The sequence below is a fragment of the Luteibacter sp. UNC138MFCol5.1 genome (assembly GCF_900110505.1).
Lineage (GTDB): Bacteria > Pseudomonadota > Gammaproteobacteria > Xanthomonadales > Rhodanobacteraceae > Luteibacter.
The window spans coordinates 1-24,251 of sequence record NZ_FODZ01000005.1 but is presented as its reverse complement, the minus strand read 5'-3'; the positions used below and the strand labels follow the sequence as shown (position 1 = coordinate 24,251).

General features: G+C 68.6%; 17 protein-coding genes and 1 rRNA gene. 10 read left to right on the top strand and 8 right to left on the bottom strand.

Annotation, left to right across the window (positions count from 1 at the left end; translation table 11 throughout):
- Positions 1-30 precede the first annotated feature (30 nt).
- The 4 genes from BMY69_RS14275 to BMY69_RS14260 all read right to left on the bottom strand — a co-directional run bounded on the left by BMY69_RS14275 (position 31) and on the right by BMY69_RS14260 (position 9,802).
- Positions 31-7,404, bottom strand: coding sequence for a SpvB/TcaC N-terminal domain-containing protein (locus BMY69_RS14275; protein ID WP_090179507.1), 7,374 nt, complete (start codon positions 7,402-7,404; stop codon positions 31-33).
- A gap of 155 nt (positions 7,405-7,559) precedes the next feature.
- On the bottom strand, positions 7,560-7,931 hold the full coding sequence (locus BMY69_RS14270; protein ID WP_090179505.1) for an RcnB family protein: 372 nt from the start codon (positions 7,929-7,931) through the stop codon (positions 7,560-7,562).
- 12 nt (positions 7,932-7,943) lie between these two features.
- The gene (locus BMY69_RS14265) at positions 7,944-8,366 is read right to left on the bottom strand and encodes an RcnB family protein (RefSeq protein WP_090179502.1); all 423 of its coding nucleotides are present in this window, start codon (positions 8,364-8,366) and stop codon (positions 7,944-7,946) included.
- Between the two features lie 149 nt (positions 8,367-8,515).
- Positions 8,516-9,802 (bottom strand): amidohydrolase family protein, encoded by a 1,287-nt coding sequence (locus BMY69_RS14260; RefSeq protein WP_090179500.1) that lies wholly within the window; start codon positions 9,800-9,802, stop codon positions 8,516-8,518.
- Here BMY69_RS14260 and BMY69_RS14255 point away from each other — a divergent pair.
- Together BMY69_RS14255 and BMY69_RS14250 are read left to right on the top strand one after the other, a co-directional pair.
- Positions 9,741-11,114: a putative DNA modification/repair radical SAM protein gene (locus BMY69_RS14255; protein ID WP_343124103.1), complete on the top strand. Its 1,374-nt coding sequence runs from the start codon at positions 9,741-9,743 to the stop codon at positions 11,112-11,114. The two genes, BMY69_RS14260 and BMY69_RS14255, sit on opposite strands and share 62 nt — an antisense overlap.
- 2 nt (positions 11,115-11,116) lie before the next feature.
- Positions 11,117-12,535: a UdgX family uracil-DNA binding protein gene (locus tag BMY69_RS14250; RefSeq protein WP_090179495.1), complete on the top strand. Its 1,419-nt coding sequence runs from the start codon at positions 11,117-11,119 to the stop codon at positions 12,533-12,535.
- A 97-nt stretch (positions 12,536-12,632) separates the two neighbouring features.
- On the opposite strand, the gene BMY69_RS14245 is transcribed toward BMY69_RS14250, so the two are convergent.
- Positions 12,633-13,889, bottom strand: a complete 1,257-nt coding sequence (locus tag BMY69_RS14245) for a 6-phosphofructokinase (RefSeq protein WP_090179492.1) — start codon at positions 13,887-13,889, stop codon at positions 12,633-12,635.
- A gap of 205 nt (positions 13,890-14,094) precedes the next feature.
- Between BMY69_RS14245 and BMY69_RS14240 the strand changes: the two genes are divergently transcribed.
- The 6 genes from BMY69_RS14240 (at position 14,095) to BMY69_RS14215 (ending at position 20,764) form a co-directional block, all read left to right on the top strand.
- Positions 14,095-14,676, top strand: coding sequence for an adenylate kinase (locus tag BMY69_RS14240; protein WP_090179491.1), 582 nt, complete (start codon positions 14,095-14,097; stop codon positions 14,674-14,676).
- 55 nt (positions 14,677-14,731) lie between these two features.
- A complete protein-coding gene (gene mpl, locus BMY69_RS14235; RefSeq protein ID WP_090179488.1) occupies positions 14,732-16,090 on the top strand; it encodes a UDP-N-acetylmuramate:L-alanyl-gamma-D-glutamyl-meso-diaminopimelate ligase in 1,359 nt (452 codons plus the stop codon).
- Positions 16,091-16,100: 10 nt separating this feature from the next.
- Positions 16,101-16,703: an LON peptidase substrate-binding domain-containing protein gene (locus BMY69_RS14230; RefSeq protein ID WP_090057164.1), complete on the top strand. Its 603-nt coding sequence runs from the start codon at positions 16,101-16,103 to the stop codon at positions 16,701-16,703.
- 10 nt (positions 16,704-16,713) lie between these two features.
- Positions 16,714-17,532 carry an SDR family oxidoreductase gene (locus BMY69_RS14225; RefSeq protein ID WP_090179485.1) on the top strand — a complete coding sequence of 273 codons (819 nt, stop codon included), beginning with the start codon at positions 16,714-16,716 and terminating at the stop codon, positions 17,530-17,532.
- A 285-nt stretch (positions 17,533-17,817) separates the two neighbouring features.
- On the top strand, positions 17,818-19,083 hold the full coding sequence (locus tag BMY69_RS14220) for a sigma-54 interaction domain-containing protein (RefSeq protein ID WP_255364568.1): 1,266 nt from the start codon (positions 17,818-17,820) through the stop codon (positions 19,081-19,083).
- Positions 19,084-19,513: 430 nt separating this feature from the next.
- Positions 19,514-20,764, top strand: coding sequence for an acetylornithine/succinylornithine family transaminase (locus tag BMY69_RS14215; protein ID WP_090179480.1), 1,251 nt, complete (start codon positions 19,514-19,516; stop codon positions 20,762-20,764).
- A 45-nt stretch (positions 20,765-20,809) separates the two neighbouring features.
- On the opposite strand, the gene hemL is transcribed toward BMY69_RS14215, so the two are convergent.
- On the bottom strand, positions 20,810-22,087 hold the full coding sequence (gene hemL, locus BMY69_RS14210; protein WP_090179477.1) for a glutamate-1-semialdehyde 2,1-aminomutase: 1,278 nt from the start codon (positions 22,085-22,087) through the stop codon (positions 20,810-20,812).
- Positions 22,087-22,731 carry a thiamine phosphate synthase gene (gene thiE, locus BMY69_RS14205; RefSeq protein ID WP_090179473.1) on the bottom strand — a complete coding sequence of 215 codons (645 nt, stop codon included), beginning with the start codon at positions 22,729-22,731 and terminating at the stop codon, positions 22,087-22,089. The genes hemL and thiE overlap by 1 nt, the downstream gene beginning before the upstream one ends.
- A gap of 96 nt (positions 22,732-22,827) precedes the next feature.
- On the opposite strand from thiE, the gene BMY69_RS14200 reads away from it, so the two are divergent.
- Positions 22,828-23,019, top strand: a complete 192-nt coding sequence (locus BMY69_RS14200; RefSeq protein WP_090057151.1) for a rubredoxin — start codon at positions 22,828-22,830, stop codon at positions 23,017-23,019.
- A gap of 257 nt (positions 23,020-23,276) precedes the next feature.
- Here BMY69_RS14200 and BMY69_RS14195 read toward each other — a convergent pair whose 3' ends face one another.
- Positions 23,277-23,723: a DUF192 domain-containing protein gene (locus BMY69_RS14195; protein ID WP_090179471.1), complete on the bottom strand. Its 447-nt coding sequence runs from the start codon at positions 23,721-23,723 to the stop codon at positions 23,277-23,279.
- Between the two features lie 444 nt (positions 23,724-24,167).
- On the opposite strand from BMY69_RS14195, the gene BMY69_RS14190 reads away from it, so the two are divergent.
- Positions 24,168-24,251, top strand: a 16S ribosomal RNA gene (locus BMY69_RS14190); the annotation flags it as partial.

The following is a 24,251-nucleotide window of genomic DNA, read 5'->3' as shown; positions in this document are numbered from 1 at the left end:
GTGCGCTGCGCCACCCATCCGCCACGACCGTCACCACGAACTCGTGGGACCTCGCGGGATCTGGTTCCGCGCCCGGCTCTGCGGAAGATTTCTCTGCAGGTTCGCGAGCGCCCTCGTCAGCCGCCCTATCGCGTTTCGCTGTTCCTGCGTCTGGTCGTGAGCGAACGGATGCTGCGGAAGTGCATGCTCCGGCCCCGTGGGGCCCATCACCCGGTGGAAGGCCTGCAGCTCCCGCGTGACCCACGCAGGACTCAACGCCGGTTCCGGCGCGCCGGCGATCATGAGGGCGGGAGGCGTCGCCGGTGCCGTTGGCGCGACCGATACGGGCGCGCTGAGCGCTGGGGCTTTGTGACCCTGGCCTCGTGTGAGAGGCGGTTCTGCCGGCGTTCCTGGCTGTGACGCGGGTGTCGGCATGTTGGAGGTGCGGCGCCCGATGGGGTTGTCCTGCGGCACCAGCGGCACGTGGTTGTCGAGAAACGTCTGCCGCCCGGTTCCCAGGCGAGCGCGGCCGGTCGCGACGTGGCCGATGGCGCCGCTCTCGATCCCCGCATCGGGCCTTATAAGGCTATCGCAGTGATAGCAGGCGTCGAACGTGGCGCTCCGTATCTGCGCCTTCAGCTCGTCCATCGTCCACTTTGCGGCGTCGCCGTTACTCAGCGGTCCGAGCTTGATGGTGAAAATCACGGCTCTCGCCGTGCCGTAGTCGGATACCGCATGGTGTACCGCACTCGTCGCGAGTGTTTCGGCGTGCAATCCCGGTATGCTGTCGTCGCGACGATGCGGTCGCACGTCATGCGTACCGTCGGCCCTGGGAACCGGCCGATGGACGTCGATGAAGGAGCGCAGCACGCGCTCCAGGTTGCTGTGGAGTGGGGGCGGTGTCGACGGTGCCGCATTCGCAGCCTCGGATCCGACCTGCTTCGGTGCAGGCATGCCCTTGGCGCGCACCTCCTCGATGGCTGCGACGAGGCCATCGGAATCATTGACGTAATACTGCGACGCCACGGCGGGTTCGATCGCGCCGGGATGAGGCCTTCCCTGTATCTCGGGATCGAAGACCACGCGATTCCCCGCGACGGCCCCGAAGGTGAGCGGCGTCGTGCCCGGAAACGAGGCGTTCGTCACCGAGTTCCATACGCGGGCTGGCAGATTCACGAAGCCCGTGCGTCCGAAGCCCGGCGGCTGTGTCGGACTCCCCTCGACTCGCCAGGCATGACGTTTGCCGACGATACCGGCGAGGTGATCCGTGGGTAGCGCGATCTCTCCGGGAGGTACGTAGTAGCCCGCAAGCGCGGTGTAAGTCTTCAGCTCCGCGCGCGCCTTGTTGGTGCGGAGGTAGGGTTTGATGAAAGCGGCCGCCATCTCCACGAACTTCTCCCGCCCCGCCTGCACAGCGGGGCTTTCGATGAACGTGTGGTCGTCCGGATCGTGATCATCCGCATGCCTGAACGACGTGTCGTCCGCGTAGGCCGGAACGCCGGTAAGACCTCCCTCGTCGGTGAACGTCATGGGATTGCCACGGACCATGGCGTAGCGGTTGAGGCCATCGACGTCGCCGGACGGATCGGGCGCGCACCAGCGTGCCTGCCAGCAGAGATAGTGCCGGCGCCCATAATCGTAAAGCGACGTGCCATCGCGCTGGACGCCGGCGTAGTGCAGGTCGAGGCCCGTGGTGTCAGTTCCCGGAGGTGCCATGCGCAAGGCGACCCCACCGTACGGATAGTAAGCTTCCCGGCGCAGGACGGCCCCGTCGTCGGTCACGAGGAGGGATCCTGCGACGCAGGGTGCGCCGAGTTCGTGGGTCACGCTGGTGACGCCTTGCGAGTGCGTGACACGGAACCGCGCCATGCCCACGGCCATCGCGATCGTCTCGCGCCGGCTGCCACCTTCGTCGTCACACCGCACGCCGGGGTGATACAACGACTCGCCGCCGTTCCCGGCGTACGTCCACCGTTTTCTTCGGCGTCGATGGTTAGCGTCGTAGCGATACGTTTCGCCATCGCCCTGCGCCGTGCCGACGTCCACCCGGCGCAGGCGGCCCAGCGTGTTCCATCGCAACGCCGACAGCCCGGGCCAGGATCGCAGCAGTCGGCCCGCGGCATCGAAGCACGTGTCGACATCCTCCGCCGGCACGCCCATCTGTGCGGGCACGGTCCGGTTCGAAGTGGGCGAAACGATCATCGTGGCCCGGCGTGTCGTGCCTTCCGCGGGCGCGTGTTCGACTTCGAGGAGGTTGTCGCCCGGATCGTACACATGGGTGCGGACGTACGTCCGCGTCTCACTGGCGTTTCCCGTGGCCAGCAGTGGTGGAAGCGAGCCGTCGTCCGCGGCGTCGGGGTGTTCCCGGCCTGTCGCCCGTACCAGCCGATAGCCGCTGTCGTAGCTGAAGGTGCGTGTCTCGCCGTCGTCGACGAGGCGAACCAGATTGCCGACGGGGTCGTACGCATAATCCGTCGCCTGGATCACCGTCCCGTCGGCACTCCTCGTCTCGCTGTGGAGCATGTTGCCGGTCGCCTCGTCATACCTCCAGTCGCGCGTGAGGTGCGGACCCACGCCCATGCGCACGATCCGCCCGGCCGCGTCCCGCTCGATCGACGTCGCCAATACGTGGCGCGTGCCCGTGCCGGCCACGAAATTAACCGCCAAGATGTCGCCCGTGTCGCCGTAGGTGTACTCACGGCGATGCCCGGCGGCATCGATGAAAACGGAAGTCGCACCGTCACCACGCGGGATGACGGTCGTGATCGCTTCGCGTGCTTCGAGGCGCGCGTCGATATCGGGCCCATCCGCCCAGTCGGCGTCCTCGTCGTCGGCCAGCAGGCGCTGCCGTGTTTCGATCGGTACGCCGAAGATCGACGCACGCACCGTGGCAGTGCACCCGGCGTCGTCATAGACGCGGACCGGAAAGCTCGCCAGGTTGCGTCCGTCGGTACCCGTCGACGGCGGTGCCCACCACTGCCGGAGCGCGACGCGCTGCTCTCCGTCCGCATCGACGGTGCCACGGACGAAGCGGCCTGCGTCGTCGTAGTCGTAGATGACCTGGCTGCCGGTGGCATCACGCGACCACAGGTGTTGGCCCGCGTCGCCGGTCAGCGACCACGCGTCTCCCGCGTCGGCGCTCCAGTGGCGCACACCGCCCAGCGCGCTCGACCAACGGCGCGCCGGGACAGCCATGCGCGCGTCGAAGGCCTCGATCGCACGCCCGTTTTCGGCGAAGACGACCCGCTCGATCGATGCGGCCGGCGTGTCGTTGCCTTTATCGCGCAGATAGCGAACCGTGCGTGCGGGCGATCCATCCGGCTGCCACGACGACACCCGAGGCTCCGACGGCGTGTCGTGGCCCGTCGTCATGCAGTTCTCATCGTCGGTGATCGCATACCACGGGCGATGTCGCTGCCGCCTGAGCGCACCGTCCGCACGCGTCGCCACGGTCACCCGGCCTAGGACATCGCTCGTGACATGTTTCGTCGGCGTGTTCGGCGGTGGGTCGGCGAAGCGCCAGTCGTCGCTGACATAGGGCAGGAACGATGTCGACGCGGGGCCCTCGGGCGGCGGCACGATGTGCCGCGTCACCGCCCACGTGCCGACCCGGGTGCGGATGCGGCTGCCGATCGGGCGGCCGATGCCGTCGAAGTGCGTCACCGTCAGGCGGGGCGCTGCCGCCGTCGCCGCCGCGGGGAAGTCCGCTGCCGCGATCTGCAGGACGTGTGCTGGCTGACGGTCTGCCGATGCGTCGTTCCACGAGGCATCGTTCGCCACCCATGCGCGCGCATGGCCTCGCAATGCGGCTTCGGGATCGTCGATGGCATCCGTCACCGACGAGCCGGGCGTCGCGTCCGGACCGGAGATCGCGGCGAAGCCGGTGTCGATCGCCACGCCCGCCGTGTCGAGTTCCCTGCCGTGGAGCGTCTCCGCACGCACGGCGCCGAACGCGTCCATGGCGATCGCGCGCGTCACGCCGTCGGCGTCGACGGTGCGCCACGGCAGCAGGCGGCGATAATCGGTGTCGATGGTGATGTTCCAGCCCAGCGGATCGGTCACCTGTGCGACGAAGAGGCCATGCCGATCGTAGGCATACGTGGTCCAGCCTATCGATGCGGCCGGCGACCGACGAAGGATGCGGTGGAACCCCTGGAAGTCGTCGTAGACCATCCGCGACGTCACGACACCGAGCAGGTCGTCGTCAGGCGCGAGCAGGCGACTATGCATCGGCGTGAAGCCGCCCTTCGCCAGCAGGGCGTCCGCGCGATCCGTCCCCGCCGCGTCCGCGAGCTCCCGTCGTGCCGCCGCATCCATGGCCGCGGACGACACCGCCATCGGCAAGGCCGCGGCATCCGGCGGCACGTCGGTGTTCGTGTCGCCGAAGTGCACGCAGGTGAGCGATACGAGTGCGCGTGGCAGCGTATCGACAGGGCAGGACGGCGATTCGAACCACTCCAGGCAGATGTCGGCCATGGCGAGCATGTCGGGGCCGACGACGACGCGCTGCACTCGTCGGTCGCCCTCGACGGCGAGTCGCCAGCGTCCGGGGGCATCCACGTGCCAGGGCATGACGAGCGTTTCGGTCAACGTGTGCATGCCCTGCTGGTCATCGCGAGAATCGCGCCACGGGGCGATCTCGTCAGGGTCGGCGGGCGCATGGCCAGGAGGTCGCGCGCAACCGATGGACAGGGTGCGGCGTGCGATGCCGAACGCGTCGTGGTCGAGGAACAGCTCATGCCGGCGCATGGGTTCCTCGCGATTGCCCGCCAGGAGATCGCTCGCGGTCTCGACCAGCAACGCTTCCCGGACCGTGTCCGCAACGCGGCGCACGGCATGGCGCGAATGGGCGACGTACCATGGCCCGGCATCGGACGCGCCTGGCGCGTAGAGCTCCCGACGTCGTTCGCGACCGCGCAGCGAGCGGCGCCACGATGCGGCGTTTTCTTCGGGCGGGCGGTCCGGTCGCAGCCGCAGCGGGCAGGGCAGGTCGAGCGCGAAGTCGCTCTCGTCGGTGTCGAGCTCGTCGCAGCCCACGTGGTACCACGCGACTAGGCGACGCGAGGGCCAGTGTTCGGACGGTGGATCGCATTCCTGCACCGTGTCGACGCGCCGGAAACCGGCGAACGTGCGATCGGAAGCGTCGTGGTAGCCGTCCCGATACGTCATGGTGCGCCGATAGTGCAGGCCGGACACGTCGTCGACGACATCGACGCGTTTCACGATGTCGACGGAGTACGGCAGCAACGACGAACCCGCCGAGGCGCCATCGCGTTTGGCGTCCAGCCACTCCTGCGCGCTGCGTCGCAGGGTGACCGACGTGACGGCACCCCGATGATTGTTCGTCCGGTACAGGCGCCACGGAAACGGCATGCCGATGTCCATGCGCCATTCGCAGGCCGTCCTGCCGCCTCGCGCGGGAACCGCAAGGATCGCGGTCATGCCGCCCCGCGCATCGACGTCCGAGAAGCCCAGGCTGCAGCCGTCGTCGAACAGGACGCCGGCTGGCCACGGACGGACGACGGGATCGGTGAAGCCGTGGCCGCCGCGGTTGAGCCAGATGACGAGGCCTTCGACGGTCGCGTGGACGATGTCGACCCATCCGTCGCCGTCGATGTCGACAAGGTGCGTGTGCCGAGCGATCAGGGGACGGTCCGTCGTCAGCGCGCCGGGACGATGCCTCGGCGCGAAGGCGCCGCCGCCGCGGTCGCCCCAGGCGTCGACCGTGCCGTCCGGGGCGACGCGGACGAGGTCGTTCGCGCCGGCACAGAGCATCGGCCCGAAGGCGACGATATCCGTGCCGCCCGCTGCCGGCAGCCGCTCGCCGGCGTGGTCCACGAAGCGGGGTGCGCCAAATCCGCCGTCGTCCTCCAGGGGCACCACGCGGATCCCGTTCGGATGCACGGTCACGTAGGCGCCGCGACCGGTTCGGTCGATGTCCACCCACCAGGCGAAGGCCGTATCGCCTTCCGTCGGCGCGTGGCTGAAGGGTCTGAACGCCTCCCACCGCGCCAGGCCAGCGGCGGCATGGAAGCCATGGATGGGACCGAACGAGGTCACCCAGTCGGCCCGCCCGTCCTGCGAGATGTCGATGGAATGCCACGGGCCCCCGCCGTAGAACCGGCCGGGCGACGTGCCCGGCCGGCTCAGCGCCGGCATCGGCAGCGGGCGCAACGGCGCATAGGCGATGGCGTCCGCATCCCCGTCTTCGGCTCTCACGGGTTCCGCGAACAGACGGCCCGTCGTCGCTTGCCAGACCACGCCGGGGACGCCCTCGCCGAGCGCATCGAGGAACGCCGAGCCCGACGCGGCCGTGCCAGGGAAGGGCGGCGACTCCCGATCGCCGCCCTGCGTCGCGTCGAACGTCGTCCAGTCGAACGTCATCGGCGCGGCTCGTTCGGGGATGCCGGACAGGCCATAAGCGAAGCGATCGACGCGACAGACCCTCGCATGCCGCTCCGTCGGCGCGTAGTGGAGCAACATCCGCCGAACCAGCACGGGCTGCTCGCCGAGTTCGCTGAAGCGGTGGAACATCAGGAACTGGCGGCACAGCCTGAACTGGCGATGCTCGAATCCATAGTGCGCGTCGGCGATGGGGTGTTCCCGCGACGGCCATTCGTGGTCCGCCGCGTAGCCGGGTACCTCGTCCACGGAAAGCGTCCGCTGTCCGTAATCCAGCACCAGTTCGAAACGCCACGCATCGTCCGTCGCGTCGACCAGGCAAAGCGGAAGATCCGTCGCGTTCGCATTGCCGTACCGGATGTGCGTCAGGTATCGCGCCGCGGTGGTGTCGCGACCATCCTCGGGTGCTCCCGACGCATCCTCGGCGGTGTACACGTAGGCGACGCGTTCGCCGTGGGAACCGATGGATTCCTCGAGCCGCCATTCCGCGACATGCGACGGCGATGCCGGATCGGCCAGTCTCGCGTTCGCGTGCCGGCCGAAGACGTGAAGCGTCCCGTCCGGCGAGTGCAGCATCCAGAAGTCGTCGCCGGCACCGGTCCACCGTTCGAAGCGGGTGTGATCGCGCTCCGTCCGCGGCCTGAACCGACGGACGTCGTAGGTCGCCCCCAGCGCGATCCCGCGGAAGCTCGACGCTGTCGAGTTTTCGACGAGGAGGAGCGGCTCACCGTCCGGCGCGAGAACCCTGTCCTCGTCGGTAAACGTAGGAAGGCCGCGGTCGGACTCCCGACGCAATGACGGCAACGACAGGCGCCACCCAAGCCCGAACACCCCGTCGGTGCTGGAATGACGGTAGACCAACGACACATCGGGCGCGCCGTCAGCACGCGACAAGGGAAGGGGGATGACGAGGCTCGTCTGTCCCGAGTGGTCCGGTCCGATCCAGTCGCCGGAGAGCGCCGGTTCGAGGGTGCCGCTGCCTGACAGGGCGGGAGGGCGAAGGACGTTCGACCGATCGCTCATGTGCCTGCCTCCATCCGTGGAAGTGCGTGCCGTGGAGCGATTCTACGATGCCCAGCCGTCGCGCGACGCGACATCGGGGATCATCGGCATGTCCGTTCGGCAACATGGGGGCAAGCCCCCATGTTGCCGGGCATTCTTGTTAGCAGGTGCCTAGCTCAGCGCGTGGCGATGTCCAGGATCACGCCGGTCGCGATGGCGACGAGCAGGAACTCGTTCGAGTTGTCCTCGTCGCGCACCCAGTGATAGCCGCGTGGCGGCTCGCGCAGGTGACGCTCGTGGTAATCGTGGATCACGATGACGCGCCCGTCGTAACGGTGGCCGCGTTCCCAGCGACGCGCATGCGGCGGCGGGCCGCGATGGTCGTGGCGGTCGTCGTGCCAGTCGCGGCGATCGTCATGCCGGTCGTCGTGGCGATCGTCATGCCAGTCGCGACGGTCGTCGTGGCGCTGCGGCGGGTCAAAGGCGAACGCCGGAGCGATCGCGCCGGCGGCGGCCAGGCAGAAAAGCATCTTGCCCAGAGTCTTCATGAGAGGTCTCCCTTAGCGCGTGGCGATGTCGAGGATCACGCCGGTCGCGATGGCGACCAGCAGGAAATCGTTGTTCTCACGGACCCAGTGGTAGCCGCGCGGCGGCGGGCGCAGGCGGTAGCTGCCGTAGTCGTAGACCACCACGTTGCGGCCGTAGTAACGGTGTCCGCGCTCCCAATGGCCGTAATAGCGAGGCGGCGGCGGACGGTGGTAATACGCCGGGCCGTGGTAGTAACCGTGGCCGTAATACGGACGCGGCGGCGGGGGCGGCGGGCGATGGCCGTGCCAGCCGTTGTCGTGATGCCAGCGGCGGTCGTCGTGCCCGCGATCGTGGCCATGACGGTCGTGGTCGCGACCGTGGTGGTCGTCGGCGAACGCCATCGTCGTGGTCAGCAGAGCGAGGGCGGCAAAAGCGGAACGCAGCATCGTCTTCATGAGAGGTCTCCCGGCCCGATCGTCATACCGCGTGTCGCGCGGCCGATCGACGATTCGGATGCTAGGAAGCGCTGCCTGAACGCGAAGTCCTACGAATGAAAGGCTCGCGAAAGACGTTCATTGACGCGACAGCTATTGAACCGACCGGTTCAGGAAATCGACCCCGGGCGGAACTCGAGCGTGAGCTCCGGCGGCCGTCCGGGCAGCTCCAGCGCTGTTTTCCGTTCAGGCGAACGGGCCAGCACGCGACCGCGCCGGACCACGAGCAGTCGTTGCGCCTTCAGCCGGATGGCCTCGTACGCGTCCCCCGCCTGAAGGAGGACGCAGTCCGCCGGGTGCCCCGGCGCGATGCCGTAGTCCTCCAGCCCCAGCACGCGGGCGGCGTTGACCGTGACCGCGTCGAAGGCGCGCGCCACGCCCTTGGTCGAGGTCATCTGGGCCACGTGCAGCCCCATGTGCGCCACGTCGAGCATGTCCGCGGAGCCCATGCCGTACCAGGGATCCATGACGCAGTCGTGGCCGAAGGCGACGTTGACGCCGGCATCCATCAGCTCGGGCACGCGCGTCATGCCGCGCCGCTTCGGATAGGTGTCGTGGCGCCCCTGCAGCGTGATGTTGATCAGCGGGTTGGCGATGGCGTGCACGCCCGCCTCGGCGATCAGGGGCAGCAGCTTGGAGACGTAGTAGTTGTCCATCGAATGCATGGACGTGAGGTGCGAGCCGGTGACGCGGTCCTGCAGGCCCGTCCGTACCGTCTCCGCCGCGAGCGTTTCGATGTGCCTCGACAGCGGATCGTCGGACTCGTCGCAATGCATGTCCACGCGCAGCCCGCGCTCGGCCGCGAGTTCGCAGAGCCAGCGAATCGAGGCGGCGCCGTCGGCCATGGTGCGCTCGAAGTGCGGAATGCCGCCGACTACGTCGACGCCCATGTCGAGCGCGCGCACGAGGTTGGCTTTGGCGCTCGCCGAGCGGAGCAGGCCGTCCTGCGGGAACGCGACGAGTTCGAGGTGCAGGTAGGGCGCGACGCGCCGCTTCACCTCGAGCAGCGCTTCCGTCGCCAGCAGGCGGTCGTCGCAGACGTCCACATGGCTGCGGATCGCGAGCAGGCCCTGCGCCACGGCCATGTCGCAGTAGGCCATGGCGCGGTCGACCAGGGCCTGCTGCGTGAGCACCGGCTTGAGCTCGCCCCATAGGGAAATGCCTTCGAGCAGCGTGCCGGACGCGTTGAGCCGGGGCAGGCCCAGCGACAGCGTCGCGTCCATGTGGAAATGCGCATCGACGAACGGCGGCGCGACCAGGCGCCCCTGCGCGTCTATCTCCTCGGCGCCCTTCGCCGGCAGCGCCGTCTGGATCGCCGCGAAGCGCCCTCCCTCGATGCCGATGTCGACGTCGGTGCGGCCGTCGGGCAGGGTGGCGTGGCGGATGATGAGGTCCATGGAAAGGGCTCCGGGGAGGAACGGCCATGATACCCGCTGCCCTTCGGCCTTCACGCAGGTGAAGCGTCGTTTTGGCACCATTCCCTTAGCCATGAACGTGACTGAAAAGCTCGCCATCCTCGCCGACGCCGCGAAGTACGACGCCTCCTGCTCGTCCAGTGGCGGCAAGGGCCGGAACTCGCTGAAGACCGGCGGGATCGGCTCCACGGAAGGCATGGGGATCTGTCATGCGTACGCGCCGGACGGCCGCTGCATTTCGCTGCTGAAGATCCTGCTGACCAACTTCTGCGTGTATGACTGCGTGTACTGCGTCAACCGGCGCAGCAGCAACGTGCGTCGCGCGCGTTTCTCCGTCGAGGAAGTGGTCGAGCTCACGCTCGCGTTCTACAAGCGCAACTACATCGAGGGCCTGTTCCTGTCCTCGGGCATCATCCAGTCGCCCGACTACACGATGGAGCAGCTCGTGCGCGTGGCGCGCACGCTGCGCACGGAGCATCGCTTCGGCGGTTACATCCACCTGAAGACGATTCCCGATGCGTCGCCCGAGCTGATCGACGCCGCGGGCCGATGGGCCGATCGCCTGAGCATCAATGTCGAGATGCCCACGGAAGGCGGCCTCAAGTCGCTGGCGCCGGAGAAGGATCTGGGCGACATCCGCAGCGCGATGGGGAGGCTGCGTCTGTCGATCGACGAGGCCAAGGCTGAAAAGAAGGCGCCGCGCTTCGCGCCCGCCGGCCAGAGCACGCAGATGATCGTCGGCGCCGACGCGGCGAGCGACCGCGACGTGCTCACGGCGAGCACGAATCTCTACACGAATTACCACCTGCGCCGCGTCTACTACTCGGCGTTCAGCCCGATCCCGGATGCGTCGAAGGTGCTTCCGCTGAAGCCACCGCCGCTGGTTCGCGAGCATCGCCTGTACCAGGCCGACTGGCTGATGCGCTTCTACGGCTTCGGCGCCGACGAGATCGCGCCGCCCGGCGACGACGGCATGCTGTCGCTCGACGTCGATCCCAAACTGGCCTGGGCGTTGCGGCACCGGGAGCGCTTCCCCGTCGACCTCAACCGCGCGTCCCGGGAGATGCTCCTGCGGGTGCCGGGGCTCGGGGTGAAAACCGTCGATCGCCTGATCGCCATGCGCGCGCACCGGCGCGTACGCTACGACGACCTCGTGCGCCTCCGCGTGCCGGTGAAGAAGGTCGCGCCGTTCGTCGAAACCATCGACCATCGTCCGCGCGGCGACCGCGAGAGCGCGTTCCTGCGCCACGACCTGCGCGAGGCCGTTCCCGCCCAGGCGGATCTTTTCGGCTGACGATGCACGTCGTCACGCTGGACGATCCGTCCGATACGGCCGAATGGCGCGCGAAGGCGCGCACGCTGCTGCTCGCCGATGTCGATCCCGCGGAGGTCGAATGGCGGACCGGCGCGTCGGGTGGCCTGTTCGGCGACGACGCCCCCTTGCCTCCGCCCGTGCGCGAAACGACGCCGGCCGTGCCGCGCGCGTTCCTCGGCCTTGCCGACACGGTGCTGGCACACAGCGACCCGCGTCGCCACGCGACGCTCTACCGCATGCTGTGGCGGATGACGCACGGCGAGAAGGCCCTGCTGCGCATCGCCACCGACGACGACGTCGCCTGGGCGCACACGTGCATCAAGCAGGTCAATCGCGACATGCACAAGATGAAGGCGTTCGTGCGCTTCCGCGAAGTGCTTCTCGGCGACGCGACGATCTACGTGGCCTGGTTCGAGCCCGAGCACGACATCGTGTCGCGCGTGGCGCCGTTCTTCGTCCGTCGGTTCACGGGCATGCGCTGGTCGTTGCTCACGCCGTCACGCAGCGCGCACTGGGATGGCGAGACGCTCTCCATAGGGCCGGGCGCGAGTCGCGCGGATGCGCCGTCGGACGACGCGCTGGAAGACCTCTGGCGCACGTATTACGCGAGCATCTTCAATCCGGCCCGCCTGAAGGTGGACGCGATGCGTCGCGAGATGCCGGTGAAGTACTGGAAGAACCTGCCGGAAGCGCGGCTCATCCCCGAACTGGTGCGCGACGCGCTGCCGAGGATGCAGGCCATGGTGAAGAACCAGCCGACGGTGCCGAGGAAGAAGATCACGCCCTTGCAGAAGGCGGCCGTCGACGCGCCCGAAGGCAGCATCGCCGCGCTGCGCCGGCAGGCGCGCGACTGCCGTGCGTGCGATCTGTGGAAGCCCGCGACGCAGACCGTGTTCGGCGAAGGTCCGGTGCATGCCCGCATCGTCGTGATCGGCGAGCAGCCGGGCGACCAGGAAGACCTCGCCGGCAAGCCGTTCGTCGGGCCCGCGGGCAAGCTCTTCGACCGCGCGCTGGGCGAGGCGGGCGTCGAACGCGACGCGCTTTACGTCACGAACGCCGTCAAGCATTTCAAGTTCGAGCCGCGCGGAAAGGTGCGGCTGCACAAGCGCGCGAACGCCGAGGAGCAGGCCGCCTGCCGGCCGTGGCTGGCGGCGGAACTGGACCGCATCCAGCCCGAGGCGATCGTCTGCCTGGGCGCGATGGCCGCGCAGGCGGTGTTCGGCGCGTCGTTCCGGCTGATGCAGCAGCGCGGCGAATGGCTGGATCTTCCGGACGGCCGCCGCGCCATGGCGACCGTGCATCCGTCGTACCTGCTGCGCCTGCCGGATCACGAGGCGCGCGAAGCCGGCTACGCCGACTTCGTCCGCGATCTGTCGCTCATGCACGACGTGCTGGGCTGAGGCGACATGCGTCGCCGATACGATCGGCTCCCACCCTCCGGTAGGGTGGGAGCCGATCGTATCGGCGATGTAACCAGCGAGAGCGCCCCAGCGTGCCTCACCCCACCGCGAACTTCTTCAGCTTCCTAGTCACCGGCGTGTTCTTCAGCGTCACGTACACCGGCAGGCCGTCGGGCCCGTACGGCGGCGGTGCTTCGCCCTGGATCAGTGGCGCGAGGTAGCGGCGCGCGGCGGCGGTGATGCCGAAGCCGTCCTTCGAAATGAAGTTCTTCGGCATCTTCTTCTCGTGGTTGGCGATCTTGTCCAGCGGCGCGGCCTCGATCTTCCACTTGTACGGCTCGTCCGAGGTGCGCACGATCACCGGCATCACGGCGTTGAGCCCTTCCGCCGCGTATTCGACGGCCTTCTTGCCGACCGCGTAGGCCTGGTCCAGGTCGGTCTTCGACGCCACGTGGCGCGCGGAGCGCTGCAGGTAGTCGGGCAGCGCCCAGTGGTACTTGTAGCCCAGCTTCTCGCGCACCAGCGCGGCCAGCACGGGCGCCGCGCCGCCGAGCTGCGCATGGCCGAACGCGTCGCGCGCGCCGGACTCCGCGAGGAACTTGCCCTCCCTGTCCTTGACGCCCTCCGAAACGACCACGGTGCAGTAGCCCACCTTCTCGACCGTGGCCTTCACCTTCGCCAGGAACGCCTCCGGATCGAACACGTTCTCGGGGAACAGGATCACGTGCGGCGGATCGCCGGCGGAGGAGCCCGCGAGGCCTGCGGCCGCGGCGATCCAGCCGGCGTGCCGGCCCATCACCTCGATGATGAAGACCTTGGTGGAGGTATCCATCATGGAGGCCACGTCCAGGCTCGCCTCGCGCACGGCGATCGCCGTGTACTTCGCCACCGAGCCGAAGCCGGGGCAGGTGTCGGTGACCACGAGGTCGTTGTCGATCGTCTTCGGCACGCCGATGCAGTTGACCTCGTAGCCGAGTGCCTGGCCGATCTTCGAGACCTTGTTCGCCGTGTCCGCGGAGTCGTTGCCGCCGTTGTAGAGGAAGGTGCGGATGTCGTGCGCCTTGAACACCTCGATCAGGCGCTCGTACTCCGCGCGGTTCTCCTCCAGCGACTTCAGCTTGTAGCGGCAGGAGCCGAACGCGCCGCCGGGCGTGTGCTTCAGCGCCGCGATGTTGGCCTTGGCCTCCTTCGAGGTGTCGATCAGTTCCTCGCGCAGGGCGCCGAGGATGCCGTTGCGGGCGGCGTACACCACGATGCCCTTGTCCCTCGCGGTCTCGATGACGCCCGCGGCGGTGGCGTTGATCACGGCGGAGACACCGCCCGACTGGGCGTAGAGAAGTTTGCCGGCGGCCATGCTTCGCATCCTGTAAGTCAGCTCGGGAGGGCCAGCGTAGCGCGCCGCGCGTCGCGATGCCTTGAAAGGGTCGACACCCGGGACCCCGTACACCTCGCCGGTGTCGTCCGTTTGACGCGGCGGCGCCCGTGCCGTTACCTTGAGACCCATTTTTATCGTGCCCGACAGGGGATTTTTCCCGAACGTCCGGCGAAATGGAGCATCAATGCGACTCGTGCTATTCGGCGCGCCCGGTTCGGGCAAGGGCACCCAGGCGGCCCGCCTCAAGCAGGATCTGGGCATCCCGCACATTTCCACCGGCGATCTCCTGCGCGCCGAGATCAAGGCGGGGTCGGAGCTCGGCAACAAGGCGAAGAGCCTGATGGACGCCGGCCAGCTCCTGCCGGACGACATCATGCTGGGCATCATCGAGCACCGCCTCGGCGAGCCCGACGCGAAGCCCGGCTTCATCCTGGACGGCTACCCGCGCAACCTGGCGCAGGCCGATGCGCTCGACGGCGTGCTGGCCAAGATCGGGCAGCCGCTCGACGTGGTGATCAAGCTCGAGGTGCCGAACGAGGCCATCGTGGATCGCTGCGTCGTCCGCTTCGAGGCCGAGCATCGCCCGGACGACAATCCGGACACGGTGAAGAAGCGCCTCGCGATCTACGCCGACCAGACCGCGCCCGTCGCCGAGTTCTACGCGAAGCGCGGCAAGCTCCAGGTCGTCGACGGCGTCGGCGAGCTCGACGAGGTCACGGCGCGCATCAAGTCCGTGCTCGACGGCACGAAGGCCGCCAGCGCCTGATCCATCCCGGCCCGCCGGTCGCGGCGGGCCGCCCACCTCCCGGGTGTCCGTAGCCATGCGCGTCCATATCCTCGGTATCTGCGGCACCTTCATGGGTGGCGTCGCCGCGCTCGCGCGCGAACTCGGCCTCCAGGTCGAAGGCTCCGACGCCAACGTCTACCCACCGATGAGCACCCAGCTCGAGAGCCTCGGCATCGGGCTGATGCAGGGCTATCGCGCGGAGCATCTGCGGCCCGCGCCCGATCTCGTCGTGGTGGGTAACGCCATGACGCGGGGCAACCCGGCGGTGGAGTACATGCTCGACGAGGGCATGCGTTACATCTCCGGTCCGCAGTGGCTCGGCGAGACCCTGCTCGGCGGGCGCGAGGTGCTCGCCGTGGCCGGCACCCACGGCAAGACGACGACGACCAGCCTGCTCGCGCACCTGCTGGAGTCGGCGGGACTGGCGCCGGGCTTCCTCATCGGCGGCGTGCCGGGCAACTTCGACGTTTCCGCCCGTCGCGGCGAGGGACGCCCGTTCGTCATCGAGGCCGACGAGTACGATTCGGCGTTCTTCGACAAGCGCTCGAAGTTCGTGCATTACCGCCCGCGCGTCGCGATCCTGAACAACCTGGAATTCGACCACGCGGACATCTTCCCGGACGTCGCGGCGATCCAGCGCCAGTTCCACCATCTGGTGCGCACGGTGCCCGGCAACGGACGCCTGATCGTGAACGCGGAAGACGTCCACCTCGCCGAGGTGCTGGCGATGGGTGCCTGGACGCCCGTGGAGACGTTCGGCATCGACCGTGGCGACTGGCGCGCCGAACTGATCGCCGCCGACGGCTCGCACTTCCGCGTGCTCCGTGGTGGCGAGGCGCTCGGCGAGGTCCGCTGGGCGTCGCTGGGCAGGCACAACGTGATGAACGCCCTGGCGGCGCTGGCCGCCGCCGCGGCCGCGGGCGCCGATCCTGCCGCGCTGCTGCCGGCGTTCGCGACCTTCGCGAGCGTGAAACGGCGCATGGAGACGATCGGCGTCGCTCGCGGCGTCACCGTGTACGACGACTTCGCCCATCACCCCACCGCCATCGCGACCACGCTCGCGGGGCTGCGGGCGAAGGTCGGCGACGCGCGCATCCTCGTGGCCCTCGAACCGCGCTCGAACTCGATGCGGCTGGGCGCCCACGCGGACGCGCTCGCCCCGTCGCTCGCCGACGCCGACCGCGTCGTCTTCCTGCACCGCCCCGAGCTACCCTGGGATGCCGCCAGGGTCACCGGCGCGCTCGACGGGCGCGGCGCGACGGTCGGCTCGGTCGACGCGCTGGTCGATACGCTGGCCGGCGAGGCGCGCGACGGCGACCATGTCGTCTTCATGTCGAACGGCGGCTTCGAAGGCGCGCCCCGGCGCTTCTTCGCGGCGCTCGGCGCGGGTTAGACTGGCGGGCATGGCCGCGACCAAGCCCGACCTCGACCTCCCGCTATTCCCGCTGTCGAACGTTCTGTTCCCGGGCGGCCACCTGCAGCTGCGGATCTTCGAGCCGCGCTACATCGACCTCGTGCGCGAATGCGCGCGGACGGGGCGGTCGTTCGGCGTGTGCATGATCCTCGAAGGCCGCGAGGCGGGGCAGCCCGCCGTGCCGGCCGCCGTGGGCACGCTGGCCACCATCACCGACTTCCACACGCGCGAGGACGGCCTGCTCGGCATCGTTGCCGAAGGCGGCCTGCGCTTCCGCGTCACGCGCACGCGGGTGCGATCGGATGGCCAGGTGCGCGGCGACATCGCGCTGTGGCGCGCCGAGGAAGTGCTTCCGCTGCCGGCGGAGTTCGGCCTGCTCGCCACGATCCTCGAGCGCCTCGCCGACCAGATGATGCCGCCGTGGCGCCACGACGTGGCGCAGCGGCTCGACGACGCGAGCTGGGTCGGCTACCGCCTGTCCGAACTGCTGCCGCTCGATCCCGACGAATGCCAGCACATGCTCGAACTCGACGACCCGCTGCAGCGCCTTGCGGAACTGCGCGACATCCTGCCGCGATTCCAGCGCGCCTGAAGGACACGCCATGACCACGCTGGCCGGCAAGACCCTCTTCATCACCGGCGCCTCGCGCGGCATCGGCCTGGCGATCGCGCTGCGCGCCGCGCGCGACGGCGCCAACATCGTCATCGCGGCCAAGAGCAACGTGGCCAACCCGAAGCTGCCGGGGACGATCCACACCGCGGCCGCGGAAATCGAAGCCGCCGGCGGTACCGCGCTGCCGCTGAAGGTCGACATCCGCGAGGAAGCGGAAGTGCGCATGGCGGCCGCCACGGCGGCGGAACGCTTCGGCGGCATCGACATCGTGGTGAACAACGCCAGCGCGATCTGGCTGGCGGGCGTCGAAGGCACGCCGATGAAACGCTTCGACCTCATGCACGAGGTCAACACGCGCGGCACGTTCCTCACCACGCAGGCCTGCCTGCCGTTCCTGAAGCACGCGACGAACCCGCACGTGCTGATGCTCTCGCCGCCGCCGAGCATCGATCCGCGGTGGTACGCGCCGCACGTGGCGTACACGATCGCGAAGTTCGGCATGAGCCACTGCGTGCTCGGCATGGCGCCCGAATTCGAACCCCTCGGCATCGCGGTGAACGCGCTGTGGCCGAAGACGGTCATCGCCACGGCAGCCGTCGCCATGCTCGGCGAGAGCGTGCGCGTGGAGAACTGCCGCACGCCGGAGATCGTGGCCGACGCGGCGCATGCGATCCTCACGAAACCCTCACGCGCGGCGACGGGCCGGTTCTTCATCGACGAGGACGTGCTCCGCGCCGAAGGCGTGGACGATTTCGAGCGCTATGCCGTGGCGCCGGGCCAGCCCCTGCTCCCGGATCTGTTTCTGTAGCTACCGCGGCAGCCAAGAAAAGCCGCGCACAGGCTAGCCCGTTTGGCGTATGGCCGCTTTCGGCAAGCCGGGGTAACGTCGATCCACGGTCGCTTCCCGCCAAAGGGAAGGCGGCAAGTGGGGCTTGCCGGCCTGCAGGGGGTGCCGGCGGCGGGTCCGTCAGGTGTACCCGCGAAGCCGGCAGCAGGCCACGAGAACGGGTGAGGAGCAGGCATGTCGCGCGGGGAATCGACGGGTCGTTGCGTCGTCTGGATCGGCAGACCGAGCGTTGAAGAACATTTCGGCTTGATCCGGGCCGGTTGGCGCACCTTGGTCGCCGATCCGGCGCGGCAACCGGGCGAACTGCCCGAATGCGGCGATGCCGCCATCGCCGTGGTGGATCTGCGCGCGAGCGCCCAGGCGGCCGTGCGGATCCTGGCCGGATTGCGGGATGCGCACCCCGGCATGGCGTGGATCGGGTTGACCGGCGCGCGGACGCCGTCCGCCGATCCCGGCGTGCGTCACGTGCTGCCGCACGCGTTCGAGATCATCGAAGGCACCTCGTCGCTCGGCGCGCTGCGCCAGGCGCTGATGCGCGCGCCCGGCGATGGCGAGCCCGCGCACGACGACGATGCCCCCAACCTGCTCACGGGGAACAGTCCCGCCATCCGGGCGCTTTCGCAGAACATCCGCAAGTTCGCGCCGGTGGAGCTCCCGCTGCTGATCACGGGGGAGACCGGCACGGGCAAGGAGATGGCGGCGCGCGCGCTGCATCAGTTGTCGCCGCGCAGCGCGAAACCGTTCGCCGCCATCAACTGCGGTGCGCTCCCGGCCAATCTGGTGCAGTCCGAACTCTTCGGGCACGAGCGCGGCGCGTTCACCGGCGCCACGGCACGCCGCATCGGTCATTTCGAGTCCGCCGACGGCGGCACCGTGTTCCTCGACGAGATCGGCGACCTGCCGCTCGACGCGCAGACCAACCTGCTGCGCGTGCTGCAGGAAGGCACGATCGAGCGCATCGGCAGTTGCCAGTCCATCCGCGTCGACGTGCGCGTGCTGGCCGCGACGCACGTGGACCTGGAAAAGGCCGTCGCCCAGGGCAGGTTCCGCGAAGATCTCTTCTACCGTCTCAACGTGCTGCGGCTGCGCATGCCGCCGCTGCGCGAGCGCAACGGCGACATCGAGCTGCTGGCCCAGCATTTCCTCGACGCCTTCCGCGAAAGCTACGGGACGCGGGCCCGGGCCTTCAGCACCAGCGCCCGCAAGGCGCTCAACGCCTTCAGCTGGCCCGGCAACGTGCGCGAGCTGATGAACCGGGTGCAGCGCGCCGCCGTGATCGCGGACGATGCGCTGATCACCCCCGACGACCTCGAGCTCAGCGTCGACACGCCGGGCGGCGAACGCGACAGCCTCGGCAGCGCGCGCACCTGCGCCGAACGGGAGGCCATCGTCGACTGCCTCCGGGCCAGCGCGTTCAACATCAGCGAGTGCGCAAGGCGCCTTCGCGTGTCCCGCGTCACCGTGTACCGCCTCTGCAAGAAGCATCAACTCGCCCTCGACCAGCTGCGCTGAAGGCACGTCGTCCGACAAGAAAACTCCCGGTCCTCTGGGGGACCGGGAGTTCCCATTCGCCGCCCAGCTGGCAGGGCGCTGGACGAGCGAACCACGCGGCGCCCGGTGGGGCGCCTCACTGGCGAGGGGAGCAAGCCCCATGCCACCCGGGCGTTGCTCTGATTCGCAAGGAATTTCTCCGGCGCGGTCGGGGGAGGCCCCATGGCCTCTGAAAGCGGCGTGTAACACGCCGTTGCAGGGGCGCTACACGGAGCGCGTTGTCGCCGCCGCCCGCGCCTTATACGATGCATGTCCCACGCGCGCATGCTCCGGCCAGGCCGGAAGCTGCCCCGCGGGATTCGGATCGATGTCGGACCGCAGAGCGTACCGTGCGATTCCATCCGTTCCTGCAAGGGTTCCGGCGCTGCGGCCGGCACCGGGAGTCGTTCCAATGTCGTCGTCGCATCCTGTCGATCCCTCCGAACTCACGGGCCTGGGCAAGCGTTACTGGCTGCCCGTCTATCGACCGCGCGATGTCGTGCTCGATCACGGCAAGGGCGCCCGCGTGTGGGATACACAGGGCCGGGATTACCTCGATTTCGGGGCCGGCATCGCCGTGAACTCGCTGGGCCACCAGGATCCGGACCTCGTCGCCGCGCTGGTCGCGCAGGCGCACAAGCTCTGGCACGCCAGCAACGTCTTCTACACCGAGCCGCCGCTGCACCTGGCGCAGGAGCTCGTCGAGCACGCGCCGTTCGCCGAGCGCGTGTTCCTGTGCAATTCGGGCACCGAGGCCAACGAGGCCGCGATCAAGCTCGTGCGCAAGTGGGCCGCCGCGCAGGGCCGCACGCCGGACAACCGCGTGATCGTCACGTTCCAGGGCTCGTTCCACGGCCGCACGCTCGCGTCGGTGACCGCGACCGCGCAGCCCAAATACCAGGAAGGCTACGAGCCGTTGCCGGGCGGCTTCCGCTACGTGCCGTTCAACGATGTCGCCGCGCTCGAAGGCGCCTTCGCCCAGGGCGGCGTCGCCGCGGTGATGCTCGAGCCCGTGCAGGGCGAAGGCGGCGTCATGCCGGCGGAGCCCGGGTTCCTGAAGAAGGTGCGCGAGCTGTGCGACGCGCACGACGCGCTGATGGTGCTCGACGAGATCCAGTGCGGCATGGGTCGTACCGGCACGCTGTTCGCCCATTCGCACGATCACGTCACGCCCGACATCGTCACGCTGGCCAAGGCGCTGGGCGCCGGTTTCCCGATCGGCGCGATGCTGGCGGGTCCGAAGGTCGCCGACGTCATGCAGTTCGGCGCGCACGGCACCACCTTCGGCGGCAACCCGATGGCCGCGGCGGTGGCGCTGGTGGCGCTGCGCAAGATCGCCTCGCCGGCGGTGCTGCTGAACGTGGAGCGCCAGGCGAACGACATCCGCGCGGGACTGGCGAAGCTCAACCACGCGTTCCACGTCTTCTCGGAAGTGCGCGGCCGGGGCCTGATGATCGGCGCGGTGCTCGACGCGGCGTACAAGGGACGCGCGGGCGAGATCCTGGACATCGCGGCGGCCCACGGTCTGCTGATCCTCCAGGCCGGCCCGGATGTCCTGCGCATCGTGCCGCCGCTGACGATCACCGACGAGGAAACCGCGGAAGGCCTCCAGCGCCTCCACGACACCCTCGCGGCATTCGTCAAGGAAGCGCAGGTCGCCTGATCGGCCTGCCGCCCCGGTCCCGCCCACGGGACCGGGGCGGCATGATCACAACGTCGCGAACACCTCGCGCGCGGCGGCGATCGTCGCATCGATCTCCGCGTCGCCATGCGCGCTCGACACGAAGCCCGCCTCGAACGCCGACGGCGCCAGGTATACGCCGCGCTCCAGCATCCCGTGGAAGAACCGGTTGAACCGGCCGACGTCGGCGGCCGTCGCCTGCGCGTACGTTTCCACCTGCTCGCCGGTGAAGAACAGCCCGAACATCGCGCCGACGCGGGTCACGCTGAAGGGGATGCCGGCGTCTCGCGCGGCGGCGAGCAGGCCATCGGTGAGGCGGACGGCGCGGCGCGCGAGATCCTCATGGAAGCCGGGAGCCTGGATCAGCGTCAGCATCGCCAGCCCCGCCGCCATGGCCACGGGATTGCCCGACAGCGTGCCCGCCTGATAGATCGGACCCGAGGGCGCCACCTGCGCCATCAGGTCGCGACGGCCGCCGTACGCGCCGACCGGCATGCCGCCGCCGATGATCTTGCCGAAGCAGGTGAGGTCGGGCGTGATGCCGTAGTGCGCCTGCGCGCCGCCGAGCGCGACGCGGAAACCCGTCATCACCTCGTCGAAGATCAGCAGCACGCCGTGCTTCGTGCACAGCTCGCGCAGCGCCTGCAGGTAGCCGTCCTTCGGCGGGATGCAGTTCATGTTGCCGGCGACGGGTTCGATGATCAGGCCCGCGATGTCGTCGCCGTGCTCGGCGAACAGGGCCTCGGCGGCCGCGAAGTCGTTGTACGGCAGGGTCAGCGTGAGGTCCGCGGCGGCTTTCGGCACGCCGGGCGACGTCGGCACGCCGAACGTGAGCGCCCCCGAGCCCGCCTTCACCAGAAAGCTGTCGCCATGGCCGTGGTAGCAGCCTTCGAACTTCACGATCTTCGTGCGCCCCGTGGCGCCGCGGGCCAGGCGGATGGCGGACATCGTGGCCTCGGTGCCCGAATTGACCATGCGCACCATCTCCACCGACGGCACGAGCGACACGATCGTCTCCGCCATCGTCACTTCGGCGGGGCAGGGCGTGCCGAACGAGAGGCCGTCGAGTACCGCGGCCTGGACGGCCTCGCGCACGGCGGGATGGTTGTGGCCCACGATCATCGGGCCCCAGGAGCCGACGTAGTCGATGTAGCGCTTGCCTTCGACGTCCCACAGGAACGGGCCGTCGGCGCGGGCGGTGAAGAAGGGCTCGCCGCCCACCGACCGGAAGGCGCGCACGGGCGAGTTCACGCCGCCGGGCAGCAACGTCTGGGCGCGTTCGAAGAGTTCGTGGTTCGTGGTCATCAGAGGGTTCCGGAACGGGATTCGAAAAGAGCGGCGAAGCGGCGCGTCGCCGTCTGGATGTCGGGCTGGGCGAAGATCGCGGACACCACGGCGAGGTAATCCGCGCCCGCCTCGAGCAGCACCCGCCCATTGTCGGGCGTGATGCCGCCGATCGCCACGACGGGAAGGCCCAGCGTCTTCGCCTGCGTCAATACGTCGTGCGGCGCGACCGCGGCGTGGGGCTTGGTCGTGGAGGGATACATGGCGCCGAAGCCGATGTAATCCGCGCCTTCCGCCTGCAGCTGCCGTGCGCGGTCGACCGAGCCGTAGCAGGAAACCCCGATGATCGCCTCGGGCCCCAGTTCCTCGCGAGCGATCGCGATGGAAACGTCGGTGTGCCCCAGATGCACGCCGCCACCGGTCTCGCGAGCGAGTGCGACGTCGTCGTTCACGATGAACGGCACCCCGTACCGCGCGCAGATGCTGGCGATCTCGCTGGCCTCCGCGAGTCGGCGCGCCGCGTCATCGGTCTTGTCGCGGTACTGCAGGAGGCTGGCACCGCCGGCGAGGGCGGCCTCCACGGCGGCGAAAAGGTCGTCGCGCGGGCCGTCGGTGATGGCGTAGACACCGCCGCGGAGACGGGCGGCGCGGGGGAGGGCGTTCATGGGCATCCTTTGAAGCGTGACGGGGCCGTGCTATCGCCTTCGGCCCGGGGGTGACAGAATGAGGGACTTTTCCGCTCCACGACAGTACGCGAAGCCATGAGCAACGACACCGACACCAAAACGCGCAAATGGATGTGCGTCGTCTGCGGGTACATCTACGACGAAGCGCTGGGCATGCCCGAAGACGGCATCGAACCGGGCACGCGCTGGGAAGACGTCCCCGACACCTGGACCTGCCCGGACTGCGGCGTGACCAAGGACGATTTCGAGCTCGTCGAGATCGACTGACGGCGGATGCGGCCGGGAGCCGCACCGATGCGGGAATGGGGCTGACATCGTTTCGCCCCATTTCGCCAGCGATAAGGCAGGAAAACCTGCTTCCATGATCCCGTGGCACACGCAACGTGCGCCGATGACGTGGAGGAAGCGGCGATGCAGCGATTCATACCCTTCGACGACCAGTGGGACGAACTGGCCCGGCTCGACCCGGCGTCGCTCGTCCCTTACCACGTGGGCGTGCCCTGCGAACACGGACTCTCGGCCGCTCAGCGCGCGGACGGCGGGGCGCCCTCGATGGCGAGCGTCTCGCCCAGTTTCAGCCCGAGCCTGCCCGCGGTGCCGGCGGCCACCTCCAGGACATAGGCCGCGTCGCGCCCGTCGCTGGGATAGATGGCGCAGGGATCGGCCTTGCACGGCTGCGCGTTCAGCTGCATCGCCACGAGCTTGCGCGCTCCGTCGAAGTACAGGATGTCGAGCGGGATGAGGGTGTTCTTCATCCAGAACGCGCGCGGCTGACTGTCGGGGAAGATGAAGAGCATGCTCTGATCGGGCTTCAGCTCGGTGCGGAACATGAGTCCGCGCTCGCGCTGGGCGTCCGACATCGCGAATTCGGTGGAAAACCGCGCGCCATGCAGCGTCACCGACGGCGGCGTCGCAGCGGTGGCGGCAAGGGGCGCCAGGAAGAGGGCGACGGACAGCACGCGCAAGAGCATCGAAAGACACCTTATTAGTGTGAGGAGATGCGGGCAGTCTACCTCGCCACTTTTTTTCAGAAAGATGTCGAAAACCCCTTCACAGACCTTCGGCCCGGCCCTATACTTCTCCTCCTGGTCGCGACGAAAGTCACCCACGCGACAGTTCTTCGGCTTCACCAACCACCTCGAAAAAAAGTTTCACGAGGGTGTTGACGGAAACGAAAAACGATATAGAATGGGCGGCTCACCTCGGGACGAAATGTTCAGAGGGCATCAACGAAAGATGATGCAAGTGATTGATCTTTGACAGTGTGCGCAGGTGAATTGTGTGGACGCCTTGCGGTGGATTGACGATGTCAACCAAATGCAAGTGTCCCACTAGAAAGAAGTCAGCAATGAGTTTTTTCTTGTTGGGGTTAAACACTTCAGAAAGATAGATCGTCTTTTAGACGGTCGAAAACTTAAGTGAAGAGTTTGATCCTGGCTCAGATTGAACGCTGGCGGCATGCTTAACACATGCAAGTCGAACGGCAGCACAGCAGAGCT